This is a genomic window from Paenibacillus melissococcoides (assembly GCA_944800085.1).
In the GTDB taxonomy this organism is placed as follows: Bacteria; Bacillota; Bacilli; order Paenibacillales; family Paenibacillaceae; genus Paenibacillus_B; species Paenibacillus_B melissococcoides.
The window spans coordinates 338,190-356,627 of record CALYLO010000005.1; the positions used below are offsets into that span (position 1 = coordinate 338,190).

Below are 18,438 nucleotides of genomic sequence, written 5' to 3' on the forward strand. Positions count from 1 at the left end.
GGCGGGTCATCCAAGATTTCTGCCTTCAGCCGGTAGGTCGGGGCGATTTGGGAATGCGGATGGGCCGGAATCTTCACCTCGCCGAATTCGTCCGTCATCGTTCGCATGCCGTCCGCTTCGCTCTCCGCCCCGGCTTCCCGCTTATCCTGGCTTTCCGCCAGCTGCGCCGACTGGTACCCGGGGGCCGGCGTCCGCCTCCAGCCTCCTGCTGCATGCCGTATCCCGCCGCGCTGAACATCAATACAAGCATTAACGCCGTCTATGCGGCCGTGAATCGAAGAGATGTGGGCATTCCTTAACCACTCCCATGCAAAATATATGTACCGGCAGCATGAGCTTGAGAATCTATCTAATTAATAATGATTCTCATTTTTATCTGCCGGAATCCATTGTAGCGCATGGGATATCGGCTGGCAATGCACATTCGCGACGGATTTCTTACACAGATTCAAGACACGGCGGACGATCAAGCCGCATGATCTAGCTCGTCATGCCCGCTTCCGCTCGCGGGGCTCCCTTTCTCCTCATGGCAAAGACGGCCGAGATGGCGATAAGCAGCACACAGAACGAATACGGCAGCAATAGATGAGCCGTATATAGTGCCGTGCCGGTTACGGGCCCCAGGAATGAGCCTCCGCCCTGAAGCGCCGCGATATAGGAAGCGACAGTCCGCTGCTCCTCATCCCGGACGGCCATCGAAGCCCCGGCGCTGTACCCCAGCAGCGTGAAGCCGATGCCGATGCCCAATACCGCGAAATCGAGATAAGCGAAGCGCAGCAGCATCAGCAGTCCCAGCAGTCCGAGCGCGACGAAGAGCAGCCCGACCCACAAATAAAGCCGAATGCGGCTGTCGGTTGGCGACAAAGAAGCACGGGCGGCTTGCTTCCGCACCTTCCGCACCGGCTCCTCGGCGATAGCTGCCCTGAAGAGCAGGGCCGTGACGAATAACAACGCGGCTGCGCCATACATCGGCGCGGTCAGGCCGATTGCCGCCAAGCCCCCGCTCATCGCCGGACCGAGCACGAAGCCGAGCCCGTTGGCCGCTCCGAACAGGGCCATGCCCCGCGTGCGCGTCTCCGCAGTGGTCCAGCCCATCACATACGCCTGCGCCATGGCCGGAATGCCGCCGAAGAAGAAGCCGGCCGCCGTACGCAGCAGCAACAGCGTCCAGAACAGTCCCGCGCTGGCGGCCCCGTTAAAATGCGACTCCGCGTAATCCGCAAGCTGAGCGAATACCACCAGCGTCGCGACATAGATGACCATAATCAATGCCAGCATCTTTTTCCTGCTCATGAAGGTCATCTTCTCCCAGAAGTACCCTCCAAGAAGCCAGGTCAAGCCCGTGATGGAGACGAGACATCCGGATTGAAGCTCGCTCAGCCCCAGATGGCGGGACAGCGGCCCGATAATCGGATTGAACGCGGCGATCGATATCATCCCGCACAATACAATCAGAAACATAATGCCCATTCTGAATTTCACAAGCATGCCTCCCCTTTCCTGCCCTGTCGCTGCATTGGCCTGCCGCAAGAGCCATGCGCAGCGAGGGCCGTGCCAGCCGCCTATGCGGCTGTTCCAGCTCCATTGAGATTCGTTCTCAACGGTACCATGATACGATCGGGGTGAGGCGGCATGCTACCACCAGCCGGATTCATTCGCTGGTTGTACGGATCCTGACAAGCAAGCTTCGGTGCTCCGGGAGGCAATGAAGCGGCGGGCTCTCTCCAAATGAGCAGCTAACGGTCATGGATGAAGCTGGCCGAAGACCTCCGGACCAAGCTGCCCGGATTGATGCCGTATTTCGCGCGGAACGCTTCCGCGAAATAGCTGGAGTTCGAATAGCCCACCGCGCAGGACACATCGATCACATTCATCCCCCCTTCCGTCAACAGGCGGTAAGCCTTCTCCAGCCGCTGTTCCCGGAGGTAGCCGTATACGGTAGCGCCGTACATTTCCTTGAAGCCGGTCTTTAGTTTGTAGTCGTTCAGCCCGATCAGCCGGGACAGCTCGAGCAGCGATGGCGGCTCCGCCATCCGCTCCAGCAGGATGTCCCGCGCTTCCCGGATTTTCAGCATATCGGTTCGGGTTAGCTTGGAGCGTCCGGGCAAGCCGCCGGCCAGAAAGGATCGGAAGGCCATCGACAGCAGCTCCAATACGCTGCATTCGATCTCGATATTTGTCGCTTTGCCGTTCCGGGCATACTCCATCAGCCGATTAAGAATGACCGTTGCGGCGGGAAGCGTCATCTCCTGGAAGCTCCGGAAGGATCGCCAGCCCATGATTTGCGCAAAATCGGCGCTTCTCGTCCCGTCAGCCGCCTCCATAAAATGCTGAAAGCTGGACACGGGAATAGCGATGCTTACCATCGTGAACGCTTCCTTCCCTCCGAATTCGAAGCAATAATCCGCCTGGTTGATGAATTGGAGCGAGGACATTCCCGGCATCATGCTGTATTCCTCGCCATCGACGCGAATGCCGCGCCCCCCTTGCACCGCGTAACTCAGTTCGACCATAGGCGCTTCCGTAGCGAGCGACAGCACGCAATCGCGATACAGCTCATACTCCGATACGACGACCTCCATATCGTGGCGCGGGAGGAAGCGCCGGATTCCCCCTTCGCCGGCGGTCGCCGGCAGCTCCATCTGCGCGGCATGGACAGCGCTCTGGCTCGTCAGCCTTAGCTCATCGAAAAAGCGGTTGAAATTGAGATGAAAATCGGTCCCGTTCATATGGTGCGCCTCCGGTCGTCAATCATAATGATAATCATTCTCATTATTATAACGAAATCCTGCAATTCTGGCTATCCATTCCGGAAGATCGGATCAATTTTGATGTTCTAAGGGGCAATTTCCACGGCGTATACGTAATATTGCGGTTCCGCGAAGCATTCCGGTCTCAATCAGGCTAAATATTAATGCGGTTTAATTAATAAAAATTATAGCCTGCGCAATTGTAAAAAAATATTCAATTCACACATGTTCTTCTTTTTTCGATATGATAGAGACACACCATTTTCCTTATTTTTCTACCTCATTCTATCTTCCGTTTCAAAGTCTTTCATTTGACCCGCTTTACCTATTCACCGTTTCATCGTTTACCGTTTTGGCCGATTCCGTTGTTGCTGTTCACTGTTTGCCGCAATTCGGTATAAGCTCTATTTTCATAGAGTTTATATAACAACATTCCATAGAAAGGAGGGAATGCCCCGTCTCCCGTCGGATCGTCTTGCAACGTACCGGCAATCTATTAAGGAAGGAGGGTGCGTAATAAAGTTAAAGGAGTTAAACTTTTGACGAAATGCCGTGATCCAATCCAAAATTAAAGGAGGAAATCGTATGAATCAGCTGCGCCTGCCGAATCCATTTCTGTCCAAGCTGCTTCTTTCCTGCGGAGTCATGCTGGCCGCCGTCGTCTGTATGCTGCTGTTCGCCGATAAAGCGTTCGGGCACGGCTATGTCGAAGGTCCGGCGAGCCGGGCCGCCTTGTGCAAATCCGGCCAGAACCAGGATTGCGGAGCGATCATTTGGGAGCCGCAAAGTCTGGAAGCTCCGAAGGGCTTCCCGAATGCAGGCCCTGCCGACGGCAAGATTGCCAGCGCCAACGGCGCCTTTCCGAAGCTTGATGAGCAATCGGCTACCCGTTGGACCAAGGTCAATATTTCAAGCGGGCAAAATACGTTCAACTGGAAATTGACTGCGCCCCATGCGACCTCAAGCTGGAAATACTACATCACGAAGCCCGGCTGGAACCCGGATGCCCCGCTTACTCGCGATTCATTCGTGCTGACTCCATTCTGCTCCGTGGACTATAAGGGAGCGCGCCCGCCGTTCACCTACTCGGATACATGCAATGTTCCGGAGCGCACGGGCTACCACGTCATCCTCGCCGTCTGGGAGATTGCCGATACGGCCAACGCCTTCTATAACGTCATCGACGTCAACTTCAGCGGCACCAATCCTGGCGACACCGAGCCGCCAACGGCGCCGACCGGCCTTGCCGTAACGGGAACGACCGCCACGAGCGTGTCGCTCGCATGGAACGCCTCTTCAGATAACGTAGGCGTGACGGGCTACCGCATCTACAGCGGCAGTTCATTGGCTGCCTCCGTCCCGGGCTCCACGTTGAGCTATACGTTGAGCGGGCTTACCTCGAACACCTCCTATACGTTCTCGGTGCGAGCGGTGGATGCCGCCGGCAACGTGTCGGCGTCCAGCAATACCGTGAGCGTGACGACGCCGGCCGTGCCGGTTGACACGGAAGCCCCGACCGCCCCGACCGGGCTGCATGTCATGGGAACGCCGACATCCTCCAGCGTCTCGCTGATGTGGAATCCATCCACTGACAACGTCGGCGTGACAGGCTACCGCATCTACAGCGGCGGCACGCTCGTGGCGACGGTATCCGGCAGCACGACGGACTATGTCGTGACCGGCTTGAGCGCCAATACGCAGTACACGTTCACTGTGCGCGCGTTCGACGCCGCCGGCAATGTATCCGCGGACAGCAATGCCGTGACGGCGAAGACCGCCGACGGCCCGGCCATTGCCGCCTGGGCGCCGAATACTGCCTATGCGGTTGGCGATCAAGTGACCTATAACGGTTCCGTCTATGAGTGCAGACAGCCGCATACTTCGCTGAACGGATGGGAGCCGCCGAACGTTCCCGCGTTGTGGACGCTAAAATAATCCGCTTCCCGCAAAAACAGGAGCTTGCTTCTATGCAAGCTCCTGTCTCCTGAGCGGGCGCCGCGGTCAATAGACCTCATAGCTTTGCCCCGTCTGCGCGCCCTCCACGCTCTTGCGGTACGCCAGCGCGACCCGCCGCGCGGGAACGGGATCGAACCCGGGGAAGAACGCGCCATAGACATCCATAGATTCCTCCAGCACATTCGGGCTGACGCTGTTGATGCGGATGCCTCGCGGCATTTCGATCGCCGCCGCCTTGACGAACGCTTTCACGCCCCCGTTGGCCATGGCGGCCGAGGCCCCTTGAAGAATCGGATCGTCCATCATGATGCCCGTCGTCAAGGTGAAGCTGCCGCGATCGCGAACATAGCGGTGACCGAGCAGCACCAGATTCACTTGTCCCTTGAGCTTGCTCCCGATCGACAGCTCGTTCTGTTCAGGGGTCATGTCCGCCAGCGGTCCGAAATACGCGCTTCCGGTCGCGCTGATAACCGCATCCACTTCGCCCGTCGCCTCATACATCGCCCGGATGCTGCCCGGGTCGGTAATATCCACTTGCACATCCAGCCCTTGTCTGCCCGCGCGGATGATGTCATGACGGGCTTCCAGCTCGGCCGCAACAGCGCGCCCGATCGTCCCGCTCGCTCCTACAATCAAAATTTTCATTACCTATCGTCGTCCCTTCCCTATGCAAGTATGTAAGCCATCTCTCCCTATTGTAACCTGCCGGGGATGCGGAGAACCACAGCAGCCGCCTAACGTCGATGCTGATGGAAGCCCCGTCTGGCGATAGACAGCCGATCGGATCTTGGGCTAAAGAAGGGCCGACCGCGCTCCTTCCGGGTGCTCTTCCAGCAAGCGGCGTTGCCGTGCTCGCAGGTACGCCAGAAGAAAAAACGTCTCACCCGTGCTGTCGAATGCAGCCGGATGAGACGGTGAAGCGTTCCGTTATTCTCCTGTGCGGGCGCGATCTCCGTCGAATTCGGAGCCGGAATGGGAATGGACCACAGCATGGCTGCCCTCGTGAACCGCGCTGCCGGACGGCTTCTCCTGCCCTCCCACATTGAGCCCGATGACGCCCAATATAATGAGCAGAATCGAGACGCCTTTGAGCAAGGACATCGACTCCTGGAACACGAGATAGCCGATGACCGCGATCGCGGCCGTGCCGAGACCCGACCAAATCGCGTAGGCGACGCTGACCGGGACCTGCTTCAACGACAAGTTCAAGCTCGAGAACGCGAGGATATAAAACACAATCATCAAGACGGAAGGCCACAGCCTGGTAAACCCTTGCGACAGCTTCATCGACACGGTGCCGGCGACCTCCAGCGCAATGGCGAAGCACAAATATACCCAATGCATGATGTAACGCTCACTCCTTTTTTCCACATGGCCATGGCCGTCTAGAATTCCCGATTCTCTCGAAATCCCCATGGTAATGATGGAACTATAAAATATTTTTTGGTACCACTTAGGCAGTATAGTATGAGGCTATTCTCGCTGTCAACTGGAAGTTGCGGCAATTGCTGTGAATCGATGCCATCCTTCAGACAAAGGCGAACTTTGACAGGAACGGGACATCAGCCTCAGAATCAATAGTAAAAAGCGTGAAAGAAGCTGCCCCTGCTGCCAGCGGATAGCCGCTTTCACGCCTCACGAATCATTCTTCTCCATAAGACCAGCCTGTCATCTCCCAAGTTTCGTTCCCGCTATTCTTCGAAAAGATTCTCTCCCCGGTGCAGCCGCCACGCGATGCGCGCCGTATGCGGCAGCTCCCGCGCCGTCGGAGAATGGGCAGCCAAATAACGCGTCAAGGCTAGCAGCATCGTCTCCTTCGCCCGTGCGGCCAGCGGGCCGCTCTCGGTGTCCCAGCGGTCATACTCCGCGCTCGCCGCCTCGTACATCTGGTACGAGTGGAATTCCGCGTCCTCCCTCAATAGAGCATGGCCGAGCGTGTTGAACAAGGCATCGATATCCCCTTCCTGGCGCAAATACTGGGCCAGCCACTCGCCGGCTTCCGCCACCTGCTGCTGCCGATCCAGCAGCTTGAGCAGCCAGCTCGGGTCGGTCGAATTCGGATTCGCTTCCGCGTGCTCACCGCTCGGCCGGCGGGCGGCCGGGACGTTAAGGAAGCGATCCAGGTATACGGTCACGGCGGCGTAATAGATGGCGCGCACCGTGAAGACGTTGGCGCTCCGCCGCAGCGTCTCATGGACGGCATGCGCGTGCGTGAACGTATGGAGCACCGTAATCCAATCTCCGAACTCGTTCCGGGTATGGAAGCGGGTGATCCGTTCCGCCGCTGCAAGAGCGACGAGCTGGGCCAGCCGGACGGGAGCGCGCCCGGAGCGCAGCGCATTTGTGAGCGCCTCGATCGTCTGCAGCGGCTGGTCGCCAAGAAGCAAGTCGAGAAGCTGCTGCTCCTCTTCGGCCTGCTGCTGCTCGTCCGCATCCGATGCCGGCTCCTCTGCAGCGGGCCAGGCCATGCCCTCCAGCTCCCGGAAGGCTTGGCGGAGCGGCTCGACCAGATCGACCGGCGCTTGCCAATGCTGCAGCTCCTCGCTGCGGGTGGCGCGGGCCGGGAGCGGCGCGAGCGAGCTGAGGACACGGACTGCGGAATCGCTTCCAATATGCTGCAGCATTTCGAACGCCTTGTTATGGAAATCGAGCGTATGCCCCCCGTCCATATAGAAGTGATCGGTAACCGCCGTCATCATCATCGACATGAGATCGTTCGGCTCCATGCCGCTGGCAATCGCGGTGGCCAGCACCCGTTCGGCGCCGCGAATATCGCGAACTTCAATGCATCTCCGGTACCAGGCCGGCAGATGCTCTGTCGCTTGCTGCTCCGTCTCCGGCAGCGGCTGCTGCAGGAAGCGCGCCGGCTGTCCGGCGCAGTCCCGGGCCACGCGGGCAAGACCATGATACAGGGCAAGAATGCGCCCGTATTTATCCAGCTTCGGCAGCACGTTCACCATCGCCGCCAAAATGGTCAGGCCCGAGCTCCAGCCCGCGGAACGGTAGGCCGTCCCGAATTCGACGCCCACCCTGGCGATATCCGCCGCAGGCACGCCCGACTCGACAAGCGCGACGACGCTCTTTGCGATTACAAGGGACAGGTTCTGCTCCATTCCCTCCCGCAAGCGCCTTAGCTGCTTCTCCACGCTGCTCGCAACCTGAGGCCTCGCATCGACCCATACGCTTCCCTGCTCGACCTTGACCCGGTGCACAGGCACATCGTCAGCCCATGGGTCCAGCGTGCCGCCGCTGCATACGTCGAACCGGGCGTGATGCCAGTGGCAGGTCAAAATGCCGTCGCACAGACTGCCCATATGAAGCGGAAATCCCATATGCGGGCAGCGGTTGTCCACGGCGTACACTTCATCGTCATGCACAAACACCGCAATTCCGCCCTTAATCACCTTGGCTCCCTGCTCCTGAAGCTCTTCCCATGTTCCGGCATGTATCCAGTCCGTCATCAATTATCCCTCCTCTGTTCAGTCTACTCCCTCAGAGTTAAGAAATTATACTTGATTTGCTGCATCGTGCCGCGCTGGACATGCTTGATGCCCTATCCCCTCCTTACTCGATATAATAAATATGCCGGGATGGCAGCTCCAGGCAGTTGAGCCGTCCTCCATATGCGCAGCCGCCGTCGATGCCGATAATCGAATTGGATCCAAAATAAACCTCGTCCGAACCGTGCAGCAATCTCGCGGGGGAATGGCCGAATATAACCGTCTTCGGGCCGCTGTATCCCTCATGAAATTCCCCGCGTATCCAGACCAGCTTATGCGGATCGCAATCCGCCAACGGTATGCCCGGCTCCACTCCGGCATGAACGAATATATAAACATCCGTCTCATAATAGTAGGGCAGCTTGTCCAAGAATGAGATGACATCCAGCAATTCATCGGTCCAGCGGAGAGCCGCCGGCCGCCCCTCTGCTTCTTCCTCCGCATAGCCGTAGCTCAGCAGCGTCTGCTTCGCCCCGTTGCGGAACCAGCGCTCGACCGCCTTCTCGTGATTGCGGTACGCGTCGAGCATCATTTTCTCATGATTGCCCATCAGGACGATCGCCCCCAACTGTTGCAGCTCCCGCACCTTGGCGAGCACTTCTCTTGAATGCGGGCCACGGTCAATATAATCACCCAGCAGCAAAAGCTGATCGCGATTCGCGTCATAGGAGGCCATCTCCAGCAGCCGCTCGAACTTTTCCAGTTCTCCATGAATATCGCTAATGACAAGCATTCGCTCCATCGTATCGATCCCTTCCTTCTCTTTCCATCGTACCATGAGCGAATATGTCCTATCCAGCCTTGCCAGCCGAATCATTTCCGTTCCTGTCAGTCAGCTTGACCCAGAGGCCGGCCCTCCGCTCTCTCTGAGAAGAACGCGGTCTTCGTCCTGCTTACTGGCGAAGCAGCACACCGACCCGTTGCTGCTTGACGGGCTGCCGGTATTTTGCCTTTTGGACGAGCACAATGTATTGATCAAGCCGCTGACTTTCCCGGATTGCCCTTTCATTCAGCAGATCATGATTTTCCATCGCCAAGCTGACCATTCGCGCCCGGATCTGTTCGATTTTGCGCATCAGATCGTTCATATCCGTCTCTTCCTCTTCCAGCTGCAGCCTGCTCATCATCCATTCCCCGCCAGGAGACGACAGCTCATTTCGATGAGGGATCGCTTCCTTTTCAACCATCCCGCAGGAACCGCCCTTATTCACTTCTTCCATTCCTTAACATTGCCCTCCCTCAAGCAACATGATATATGTAATTATTCCTTCGCCATCCTAGGGCGTGTACGCAAACTATCGAAATAGCCAAATATCTGGTAAACTTATCCTATGAGAAGACGATATGAGATACGAGATGACCAATGGGAACGACTCAAAGACCTCTTGCCACCGGAACGGAAACCACAGGGTGGACGTCCGGCAATCGATAACCGAAAAATGTTCAATGCCATGCTTTGGGTGATTCGTTCTGGTGCGCCTTGGCGAGACTTGCCAGAGCATTATGGCTCCTGGAGCAGTGTCTACAGTAGTTTCCGCCGCTGGGAGAAAGCAGGCATCTTTGATCGAATGCTAGAGGTTCTGGCTGCCAATCCCGATGACGAAAGTGTTATGCTCGATGCTTCCATCGTTCGTGTTCACCAACACGGCGCGGGGGCAAAAGGGGGCAGCAATTCCAAGCCATCGGACGATCACGCGGAGGCTTAACCAGCAAGATTCATGCCGTTGTAGACGGCCTTGGCAATCCGCTACGCTTCGAAGTAACCGCAGGCAACATCAATGATTGTGTAACGGGTTATGAGATCCTGCAAACCCAAGACATACAAGGTAAACATGTTTTGGCGGATCGCGGATACGATACCGATAAAATCATTGCGCTTTTGGAAGAGAAACTGGCCCATTCCGTCATTCCCAGTAAGAAGAATCGCACGATCCAACGTACAACCGACTGGTGGTTGTATAAAGAGCGTCATCTGGTCGAATGCCTGTTCAACAAACTCAAACATAATCGTCGGCTGGCAACTCGGTACGATAAATTGGCCTGTACTTTTGTTGCCTTCTTAAAGCTGGCCTCTTCCATGATCTGGTTGGCTTAAGGTTTGCATACACGCCCTAGTTAAAAAAAGTTAATCATGCCGTCGAAACCCAACTTTTCATTGCAATTTGAGCTATAAAAAGACACTTCCCCGCAGGGAAGTGCCGTGACATCGTGCTTCAAGACTACTTACCTTGGTATCGTATGAAAATTGAACGGAGTTTACATTTCAAGTCCCGCTCCATGATTGTATACATGCAGATTTTTCGCCCCGTCCCCCGCTTCATCCACCACTTGAAACCAATCCAAATTCTCATAGCCTTGCACGCATTGGAGGACCTCGGCAGACCTCTTGCATCTCTCCAGCACATTCCCCTTCATCATATACCCTTCGCCATAATAGGCGACCAAGCTGCATGCCCATCCATAGACATCACTAGACATCACTTGCGATCTAAATCCTGACAATCGAGCGAATAATTCGGTATCCTTCGACATTATCTGATTAATTTTATGTAATTTTCCTTTTTTATACTTAATAGTATCATTATTTCATCCTGCTGTAAATGACATTTTTCCATAAAATTCATTCCTCGTATAGTATTTCCTAAAGGCAGTTTTGAGTCTTTTTCCAGTCCTTTATAGGAACATAGAATGCCTTCAAAATTTCCAGCTTGCACATTGAAAATTAATATGGGGACTGGACTTTCCGGAATGTCTCCGGACAATGGAACTTAGGGTTCCATTCGGGGAAATTCGTTTCACTCCTGTAGTCCAATCTACTTTTTAAGTCTGTTTCTCCGGTACTCGCTTGCACTTCTTACCCGCTGGCTGTTCCCTTCGGCAACTCATGCCCGACTGTAGCAGCGTCGGGGCAGCTCATGAACCGAAGCGTGTTCTCATATGCGAGGGTGATTGATCGGCGAGTGCGCCGGAGACAGTCCGGAGAGTCCGTTCCCTGAATCCCTTATAGAAAGGAGGAATTCTCTTGAAGCTTTTTGTCGGTATTGACGTCAGTTCCGAAGAACTGGAAGCCTGTTTGATGAAATCGGATGGCGACACCCTGGAGACCTTCAAGACCACCAACAATCTGCACGGCGCCTCTTACTTGCGGGATCGCATCATTTCTGCTGCGGTCAAGACAGCCTGCTCTGAGGTTCATATCGGGCTTGAAGCCACATCCGTCTACAGCTGGCATCCAGCCATGTACTTGCATGAAGATGAGGCCCTTCAACAATTGAATGCCAAGGTGTTCACCATTAATCCGAAGCTGATTAACAAATTCAAAGACGCTTATGCCGACCTGGACAAAACCGATCGCATCGATGCCTGGATCATTGCAGACCGCCTGCGTTTTGGCAGACTCACGACGACTATCGTGATGCAGGAACAGTACATCGCCTTGCAGCGGCTCACTCGCATGCGATTCCATCTCGTACACAACCTCACCCGCGAGAAGCAATACTTTTTGCAAAATCTGTTCTATAAGTGCAATGCTTTTCGCGCGGAAGTGGACAGTTCCGTGTTCGGCCATGCCATCATGGAAATGCTCTCGGAAAAGTATAGCCTGGATGAGATGGGGAATATGGATGTCGCCCATTTGGCTGACTATCTAAAGGACAAGGGGAGAAATCGTTTCCCCGATCCCGAACACGTCGCCCGCTGTATTCAAAAGGCGGCTCGGGCCTCGTACCGCCTCTCGAAGGTTGTCGAGGATTCCATTGATTTGGTGCTGGGCACCTCAATTCAGTCGATCCGGAGCATCCAGCGTCAGCTTAAAGAGCTCGACAAGGCGATTGAGCGCATTTTAGACGGCATTTCCAGCAGCCAGTGCCTCCGTTCCATTCCGGGCATTGATCGGGTCTATGCCGCAGGCATCCTGGCCGAGATCGGCGACATCGACCGCTTCACGGATCAAGCCGCCTTGGCCAAGTATGCGGGTCTGACGTGGCGCAAGCACCAATCCGGCTCCTTCGAGGCGGAAGATACAAAGCGCATTCGTTCCGGCAACCGATTCCTTCGCTATTACCTAGTTGAAGCTGCCAACTCGGTAAAAAACCGCGACCCGGAATTCGGGGAGTATTACCGGAAGAAATTCAATGAAGTCCCTAAGCATCAACACAAACGTGCCCTCGTCTTAACGGCAAGAAAACTTGTGCGTCTGGTCGATGTGCTGCTACGCAACGACCAACTCTATACGCCCAGAAGGAAGGTGAAGCCGACAGAGCAATAATGCCTTGGCTCAAGAATTTTCTTCTCTAATTCCCAGTTAAATTATGGTATTTTACTTAATTTTCGACTGGGTCTAGTTTGGTGATGCCTTTTTTGGGATTGATCCTGCTGCACGCCAAGGAAATTTTCCAATTCTCATAAATCAGGGACTTGACATCATACCGCTGGACTTATGCTGAGATTTGAAAGTATTATAGAGTATGTTAACCAAGAGATTTCCGGACTATCATCGGTAAGACAGAAAGGGGTTTTATTCCGTACCCATGAATTCAGACATCATCATCACGCTTATCATACTGGCCGCAGCAGCGATTCTCTTCATGACTGGGAAGATACGCTCGGATCTGGTCGCGATCTGCTCCCTTATCGCGCTTGTTCTGCTTGGAATATTAACGCCGAACGAAGCGTTGTCCGGCTTTTCCAATTCCGTCGTCATTATGATGATCGGCTTGTTCATCGTCGGAGGCGGGATCTTCCAGACGGGGCTCGCCAAGCTGGCGAGCGGCAAAATGCTTCAGCTCGCGGGCCACAGCGAGACGCGTCTATTGATCACCGTCATCCTGGCCACGTCGCTGATCGGCGCTTTCGTCAGCAACACCGGGACCGTCGCCGTCATGCTGCCCATCGTCGTCAGCCTGGCTGCCAGCGCCAACATCAGCCCGGGACGCCTGTTGATGCCGATCGCGTTCGCCAGCAGCATGGGCGGCATGCTGACCTTAATCGGGACGCCGCCCAACCTGATCATCAGCGAGACGCTCGCCCAAGCGGGATTCGATGAGCTGTCCTTCTTCTCCTTCACGCCGATCGGAATCGTCTGCCTCCTCATCGGCACCGGTCTCCTGCTGCTTCTGAGCAGGCTGCTTCCGAAGGGAGAAGGTGATGGGCGCGGCAAGCGGAACGGGCGATCGCTTCACGAGCTTGCCCGCCAGTATCAACTGTCCCAGAACCTGTACCGGGTGCAGGCCGGAGACGAAGCGACGATTGTGTCCCGATCGCTGCAGGAGCTCGATATTCCGAACCGGTATCAGGTTCATATTATCGAGATTCGCCGCCGGACATCGAACAAGAACCCGTTCTTCAAGACGCTCAATCAAGAGATAGCCGGGCCAGCGACCGTCATCCAGGACAAAGATATTTTGTATGTATACGGTCCTTTCGAGCGCGTGCAGGCGTTCGCCGAGGCGTGCGGGCTTCATCTGCTTGACCGTCAGGCCGCCGAGATCGAGCAAGCCGCCGAGCCGAATACCGAGCGGTACGCTTCGGATCAGATCGGCATCGCCGAGGTGCTGCTGCCGCCCAATTCTCCGCTGCTCAATCAGCAGGTGAAGCAGTCGGGATTCCGCGAGAAATACCAGCTCAATATATTGGCGATTCAGCGCAAAGGAGAGTATTTGCTGCATCAGATCAAAGACGAGAAAATCCGGTTCGGCGACGCCCTGCTCGTTCAGGGGACATGGAAAAGCATCGCCCGGCTGTCACGGGAGGAGTCGGATGTGGTCGTTGTCGGCCAGCCGTTGGAGACGGCCGCCGCGATGCCTATGAACCATAAAGCGCCGATCGCGGCCGGCATCATGCTGTTCATGGTCGCGCTGCTCATTCTGGAGGTATTCCCGGCCGTCATCTCCGTCATGATCGCGGCCGTCCTTATGGTCGCCACGGGGTGTCTTCGCGGAATGGAGTCCGCCTACAAGACGATCAACTGGGAGAGCATCGTCCTGATTGGCGGCATGATTCCGATGTCCATCGCGATCGAGAAGACGGGCGCGGCAGCCCTGCTCTCGCAGAAGCTCGTGCTGAGCCTTGGGAATATCGGCCCGTTCGCCCTGCTCGCGGGCATCTATTTTACGACGTCGATTCTTACGCTCTTCATCAGCAATACCGCATGCGCTGTCCTGGTCGCTCCGATCGCGATGACAGCCGCGATGCAGTTGGGCGTCAACCCGCATCCGTATCTGTTCGCCGTCGCGATCGCGGCCAGCATGTGCTTCGCGGTCCCGTTCTCGACCCCGCCCAACGCGTTGGTCATGTCGGCCGGCAAATATTCCTTCATGGACTATATCCGGGTGGGATTGCCGCTTCAGCTTCTGCTTGGCATTGCCATGGTGGCGCTGCTGCCGCTCTTTTTTCCGTTTTGAAATCTAGCAAACGGCCTTTCATTCGACAATCTTATATTTTCAGCAGCACGGTTAGCGGCACGGAATTCAAGCTGCAAGGCATCTCTATCGGGATGAGCGAGCCGGAGTTGATCGGACTTCTCGGAGAGCACGCCCGCAAAGATTTGAGCGAATACAATTTCGAATGGTACATATACAATCAGAATTATCAACGTTATATCCAGGTCGGCGGTGCGTATGCCACTCTGTTTTACGATCTGAGCCGGAAAAATACGTCACCTCGATCCAGCTCATCGATCAGAAGATCGAGTTGTCGTTCAATGGCTTTTACGGCAAGCCGAGCGAACGTTTGCGGGAAAGCTTTGAACGCGAAGTGCTGGATTTGACCAATGCCGTCCGGGCGCGCGAAGGAAAAAAACCGCTCGAATGGAACGACAAGATTGCGGTAACGGCGCGGAAGCATAGTGCAGATATGATGAAACGCAGCTTCTTCTCGCATGATAATCCCGATGGCCAATCTCCGTTCGACCGGATGAAGCAAGACGGCATCACGTACAAGATGGCCGGAGAAAATATTGCCGCCGGACAAACAAGCGCCATCTTCGCGCACGAGAACTGGATGAATTCAAGTGGTCATCGCTAAAAACATTTTAGGCGAATTCGAGTGTCTGGGCGTCGGAGTCTCCTTCGGCGGGCCGTATCAAGTCTATTACACGCAAAATTTCTTCACGCCAAGCGGGAAATGACGATACTCACCTATAGGCAAGTCAGCGTCAATGAGCAAAGGCTCCATTATTCAGGGAGCCTTTGCTTTCGCTTCATCTACGGGTATGCGTTACCAGCGCCAGATACGCCGTTCGTTGAAGATAAATTTTTGACTTTAATATGAACTCCCCTTACACCTGGTCCATTTTCTGTTAACCCAAATTATCTTAGAGTGTTAACCAATATATAATGGGCCAGTATTTTTTAAAGGGGGAGATCATAATGGCTCCTTTGGATTCAACCAATATCAAGCATGATGATGTTTCGGTTTCCAATCGCATTTCGATTGAGTAAATAACAGCAGGCGGAATACAAGAAAACCAAAGAAAAAGAAGTCCATTAAGGAAGGCATCAAACTGACGCTCATAGGCAGTTTGCTCGGAATTGCCATTGGGGCCGCTCTTCTGGGTGGATTATACTTTCTTCTCCTGAGGTATGAGTAGAATTAGGTCGCGCCAAAAAAAGATGTGAAAGGAAAAGCCGCCCTCTCAAGCATAAGGGCGGCTGATGCTACCAGGTTTCATTTTATTGTTTCATTCTTCTGCGCGAGAGCCGCATGACAACTGCGGCAGCGCAGAACAACAGGCCAATCCAGGGAGCCAGCGGCGATTTCTCACCGGTTGCCGGAAGCATCGGTGCAGCCGAATGATCAGGCTTCTTGCGGTCTTCCGGCCGGTTCGCAGGGAGTTCATCCGAGCCTGGTTGCTCTTCCGTTCCCGGCTCCTCTTCCGTGCCAGGTGTGCCTGGAACGGTTTCTCCCGGATCGTTTTCCCCAGGATCGGTCTCACTGCCGACTACCGTGTCCGGTCCTTCCACGATCGTGCCGGGAACCGTCTCTCTGTTATCAGGCGGAATCGTGCCCGGAGTTGTACCGCCGGAACCCGGATCTGTCGTTCCGCCACCGCCGGAACCCGGCCCTTCCGGATCAGGCCGTTCCGGCTCCGGCTTGTCGCCGGACTTGATCAGACCCGCGTCAATGGTCAGATTCCGTTCCCCGTGACCGAGCATGATCACATCTGTCCAGCCGTCGGCATTGGCTTTGGAATTCCATTCTCCTGCTTTCATAAAATAATTGATAGTTGACAATATTCTGTGTGTTTTTACATAGATCCATTGAACCATATCCACCTCCACACTTTCTAAACATTTTCAGAATGTAAAAAAACCGCCTTCCGTCTTCATTTGACGTCAGGAGACCTTAGATTTTCTATCCGGTGCTTTCGAAAATGTCACGCTCTATTGCGAGCAGCCATGTTGCCGATCCTTACGGCCAAGCCCGCGATCCCCAGCCAGCCGTTACCCGCTTATCGGCATCGCTACCCAATGCCCTTTCGTCACCTCGACCAGTTCGGATTGATCGAGCAGATATTTGTCCGCTTCGGTCTGCTCCTCCATCAGCACCCGTTTTTTGGCCGCTTCGACCTTCGGATCGGGAACCGGTATCGCCGCCAGCAGCGATTTCGTATACGGATGCTGCGGATTCGCATACAGCTCCTCGCTCTCGGCCAGCTCGACGATCTTGCCCCTATACATCACGGCGACCCGGTCGCTGATATGCTTGACCATCGACAGATCATGGGCGATGAACAGATACGTGAGGCCGAGACGCTGCTGCAGCTCCTCCATCAGCTTCACGATCTGCGCCTGAATGGACACATCGAGCGCGGACAGCGGCTCGTCGCATACGATGAACTTCGGCTCGACCGCGAGGGCGCGCGCGATCCCGATGCGCTGACGCTGGCCCCCGGAGAATTCATGCGGATACCGCGTCGCATAGGCCGGATCAAGCCCGACCATATCGAGCAGCTCCTCGACCCGCTTCTTCCGTTCCTGCTTGCTTCCCGCCAGCCGATGGACATCGAGCGCTTCGCCGATAATGTCCAATATTTTGAACCTTGGATTGAGCGAAGCATACGGATCCTGAAAGATCATCTGCATATAGCGCCGCATCGTCTTCATCTCCTTGGCGGTCATCCGGTTCACGGCCATTCCCTGATACAAAATATCGCCGCCCGTCGGCTCATGCAGGCGCAGAATGGACCGTCCGGTCGTCGATTTGCCGCAGCCCGATTCGCCGACGACGCCGAGCGTCTCCCCTTCGCGGATATGAAAGCTGATATCATTGACCGCCTTGATAATGTTCCCCTTGCCGAGATCGAAATATTGCTTGAGCGAACGCACCTCCAGCAGCGGGCGCGCATCTTCCGCATCTTTCTTAGCGACGAGCGGCACAAGCTTCGGCTTCTTCTTCTCGTCCAGGCGCGGGAGCGCACCGAGCAGCTTCTTCGTATACGGATGCCTAGGGCTGGCGAAAATCTCCTCCGTCGTCCCTGTCTCGACGACAGCGCCGTCCTTCATGACGACGACCCGATCGCACATGCCGGCGACGACGACCAGATCATGCGTGATGAAGATGATGGAAGTGCCCAGTTGCTGCTGCATATGCTTCATCACATTCAAAATCTGGGCCTGAATCGTCACGTCAAGCGCCGTCGTCGGCTCATCGGCGATGAGAAGCGCAGGCCGGCAGGCGAGCGCAATCGCGATCATGACGCGCTGGCGCATCCCTCCCGAGAATTCATGCGGATACTGGCGGCAGCGCCGCTCGCTGTTGCGGATGCCGACCAGCTTCAGCATCTCGATCGCCTGCTCCTTCGCGGCGGCGGCAGACAGCTTCTGATGCTTGATCAAGCCTTCCTCGATCTGCCGTCCGATCGTCATCGTCGGATTCAACGAGGTCATCGGATCTTGAAAGATCATGCCCATATCCCGGCCGCGAATGCTCTCCATTTCCTTATCCGTGCAGTTTTCCACATTCTTTCCCAGGAATATGACTTCGCCTTCTCTCATATACGATACTGAAGAAGGAAGCAAGCGCATAATCGAACGAGCCGTCACGCTCTTGCCGCTTCCCGACTCCCCAACAATTCCGAGCGTCTCTCCCTGCTTCAGCGCGAAGCTGACATCGCGAACAGCCTGAATCTCCTTGTCACGCGTCAGAAAAGTTACCGATAAATTGTTGACCTGTAAAATTGTATCCATTTCACTCACCCGCCTGAACGTCCGTTATCGATTCTACTAAAGGGT

16 protein-coding genes and 1 pseudogene are annotated in these 18,438 nt (G+C 55.4%); 7 read left to right on the forward strand and 10 right to left on the reverse strand.

The features are described 5' to 3' along the window. Window positions 1–53 precede the first annotated feature (53 nt). Window positions 54–299: a hypothetical protein gene (locus tag OCY70_RS19425; protein ID WP_213429193.1), complete on the forward strand. Its 246-nt coding sequence runs from the start codon at window positions 54–56 to the stop codon at window positions 297–299. Between the two features lie 181 nt (window positions 300–480). On the opposite strand, the gene OCY70_RS19430 is transcribed toward OCY70_RS19425, so the two are convergent. Both OCY70_RS19430 and OCY70_RS19435 read right to left on the reverse strand, forming a co-directional pair. Further along, complete coding sequence (locus OCY70_RS19430) at window positions 481–1,488, reverse strand: MFS transporter (RefSeq protein WP_213429192.1); 1,008 nt, start codon at window positions 1,486–1,488, stop codon at window positions 481–483. Between the two features lie 248 nt (window positions 1,489–1,736). Continuing rightward, window positions 1,737–2,729, reverse strand: a complete 993-nt coding sequence (locus tag OCY70_RS19435) for a helix-turn-helix transcriptional regulator (protein ID WP_213429191.1) — start codon at window positions 2,727–2,729, stop codon at window positions 1,737–1,739. 606 nt (window positions 2,730–3,335) lie between these two features. Here OCY70_RS19435 and OCY70_RS19440 point away from each other — a divergent pair. Further along, entirely contained in the window at window positions 3,336–4,685 is a 1,350-nt protein-coding gene (locus OCY70_RS19440; protein ID WP_213429190.1) for a lytic polysaccharide monooxygenase, read from the forward strand. A gap of 66 nt (window positions 4,686–4,751) precedes the next feature. On the opposite strand, the gene OCY70_RS19445 is transcribed toward OCY70_RS19440, so the two are convergent. From OCY70_RS19445 to OCY70_RS19465, 5 genes are all read right to left on the reverse strand, one after another. Continuing rightward, window positions 4,752–5,351 carry a short chain dehydrogenase gene (locus OCY70_RS19445; RefSeq protein WP_213429189.1) on the reverse strand — a complete coding sequence of 200 codons (600 nt, stop codon included), beginning with the start codon at window positions 5,349–5,351 and terminating at the stop codon, window positions 4,752–4,754. A gap of 282 nt (window positions 5,352–5,633) precedes the next feature. Further along, window positions 5,634–6,050 (reverse strand): DMT family transporter, encoded by a 417-nt coding sequence (locus tag OCY70_RS19450; protein ID WP_213429188.1) that lies wholly within the window; start codon window positions 6,048–6,050, stop codon window positions 5,634–5,636. Window positions 6,051–6,397: 347 nt separating this feature from the next. Continuing rightward, on the reverse strand, window positions 6,398–8,167 hold the full coding sequence (locus tag OCY70_RS19455; RefSeq protein ID WP_213429187.1) for a Rieske (2Fe-2S) protein: 1,770 nt from the start codon (window positions 8,165–8,167) through the stop codon (window positions 6,398–6,400). Between the two features lie 103 nt (window positions 8,168–8,270). Next, window positions 8,271–8,948: a metallophosphoesterase family protein gene (locus OCY70_RS19460; RefSeq protein WP_213429204.1), complete on the reverse strand. Its 678-nt coding sequence runs from the start codon at window positions 8,946–8,948 to the stop codon at window positions 8,271–8,273. A 151-nt stretch (window positions 8,949–9,099) separates the two neighbouring features. Continuing rightward, window positions 9,100–9,426 (reverse strand): aspartyl-phosphate phosphatase Spo0E family protein, encoded by a 327-nt coding sequence (locus tag OCY70_RS19465; RefSeq protein WP_213429186.1) that lies wholly within the window; start codon window positions 9,424–9,426, stop codon window positions 9,100–9,102. 111 nt (window positions 9,427–9,537) lie between these two features. Here OCY70_RS19465 and OCY70_RS19470 point away from each other — a divergent pair. Further along, window positions 9,538–10,235, forward strand: a pseudogene (locus tag OCY70_RS19470) (IS5 family transposase); the annotation flags it as partial. A gap of 227 nt (window positions 10,236–10,462) precedes the next feature. Here OCY70_RS19470 and OCY70_RS19475 read toward each other — a convergent pair. Continuing rightward, the gene (locus OCY70_RS19475) at window positions 10,463–10,687 is read right to left on the reverse strand and encodes a hypothetical protein (protein ID WP_213431562.1); all 225 of its coding nucleotides are present in this window, start codon (window positions 10,685–10,687) and stop codon (window positions 10,463–10,465) included. Between the two features lie 541 nt (window positions 10,688–11,228). Between OCY70_RS19475 and OCY70_RS19480 the strand changes: the two genes are divergently transcribed. From OCY70_RS19480 to OCY70_RS19495, 4 genes are all read left to right on the forward strand, one after another. After that, entirely contained in the window at window positions 11,229–12,473 is a 1,245-nt protein-coding gene (locus OCY70_RS19480) for an IS110 family transposase (RefSeq protein WP_261944707.1), read from the forward strand. A 262-nt stretch (window positions 12,474–12,735) separates the two neighbouring features. Then, on the forward strand, window positions 12,736–14,607 hold the full coding sequence (locus OCY70_RS19485) for an SLC13 family permease (protein ID WP_213426396.1): 1,872 nt from the start codon (window positions 12,736–12,738) through the stop codon (window positions 14,605–14,607). A gap of 92 nt (window positions 14,608–14,699) precedes the next feature. Further along, window positions 14,700–14,972, forward strand: coding sequence for a CAP-associated domain-containing protein (locus OCY70_RS19490; RefSeq protein ID WP_261945107.1), 273 nt, complete (start codon window positions 14,700–14,702; stop codon window positions 14,970–14,972). Next, window positions 14,897–15,229 (forward strand): CAP domain-containing protein, encoded by a 333-nt coding sequence (locus tag OCY70_RS19495; protein ID WP_249724487.1) that lies wholly within the window; start codon window positions 14,897–14,899, stop codon window positions 15,227–15,229. The genes OCY70_RS19490 and OCY70_RS19495 overlap by 76 nt, the downstream gene beginning before the upstream one ends. 647 nt (window positions 15,230–15,876) lie before the next feature. On the opposite strand, the gene OCY70_RS19500 is transcribed toward OCY70_RS19495, so the two are convergent. Then, window positions 15,877–16,473: an LPXTG cell wall anchor domain-containing protein gene (locus tag OCY70_RS19500; RefSeq protein ID WP_213426395.1), complete on the reverse strand. Its 597-nt coding sequence runs from the start codon at window positions 16,471–16,473 to the stop codon at window positions 15,877–15,879. Window positions 16,474–16,647: 174 nt separating this feature from the next. After that, complete coding sequence (locus tag OCY70_RS19505) at window positions 16,648–18,393, reverse strand: ABC transporter ATP-binding protein (protein ID WP_261945108.1); 1,746 nt, start codon at window positions 18,391–18,393, stop codon at window positions 16,648–16,650. Between the last annotated feature and the right edge of the window lie 45 nt (window positions 18,394–18,438).

Excerpts from the sequence above, each read along its gene's own strand:
- OCY70_RS19430 (WP_213429192.1), bottom strand. The coding sequence starts at position 1,488 with ATGCTTGTGAAATTCAGAATGGGCATTATGTTTCTGATTGTATTGTGC.
- OCY70_RS19465 (WP_213429186.1), bottom strand. The coding sequence starts at position 9,426 with ATGGAAGAAGTGAATAAGGGCGGTTCCTGCGGGATGGTTGAAAAGGAA.
- OCY70_RS19505 (WP_261945108.1), bottom strand. The coding sequence starts at position 18,393 with ATGGATACAATTTTACAGGTCAACAATTTATCGGTAACTTTTCTGACG.
- OCY70_RS19490 (WP_261945107.1), top strand. The coding sequence starts at position 14,700 with ATGAGCGAGCCGGAGTTGATCGGACTTCTCGGAGAGCACGCCCGCAAA.
- OCY70_RS19485 (WP_213426396.1), top strand. The coding sequence starts at position 12,736 with ATGAATTCAGACATCATCATCACGCTTATCATACTGGCCGCAGCAGCG.
- OCY70_RS19460 (WP_213429204.1), bottom strand. The coding sequence starts at position 8,948 with ATGGAGCGAATGCTTGTCATTAGCGATATTCATGGAGAACTGGAAAAG.
- OCY70_RS19445 (WP_213429189.1), bottom strand. The coding sequence starts at position 5,351 with ATGAAAATTTTGATTGTAGGAGCGAGCGGGACGATCGGGCGCGCTGTT.
- OCY70_RS19425 (WP_213429193.1), top strand. The coding sequence starts at position 54 with ATGCGGATGGGCCGGAATCTTCACCTCGCCGAATTCGTCCGTCATCGT.
- OCY70_RS19455 (WP_213429187.1), bottom strand. The coding sequence starts at position 8,167 with ATGACGGACTGGATACATGCCGGAACATGGGAAGAGCTTCAGGAGCAG.
- OCY70_RS19440 (WP_213429190.1), top strand. The coding sequence starts at position 3,336 with ATGAATCAGCTGCGCCTGCCGAATCCATTTCTGTCCAAGCTGCTTCTT.
- OCY70_RS19435 (WP_213429191.1), bottom strand. The coding sequence starts at position 2,729 with ATGAACGGGACCGATTTTCATCTCAATTTCAACCGCTTTTTCGATGAG.
- OCY70_RS19500 (WP_213426395.1), bottom strand. The coding sequence starts at position 16,473 with ATGGTTCAATGGATCTATGTAAAAACACACAGAATATTGTCAACTATC.
- OCY70_RS19450 (WP_213429188.1), bottom strand. The coding sequence starts at position 6,050 with ATGCATTGGGTATATTTGTGCTTCGCCATTGCGCTGGAGGTCGCCGGC.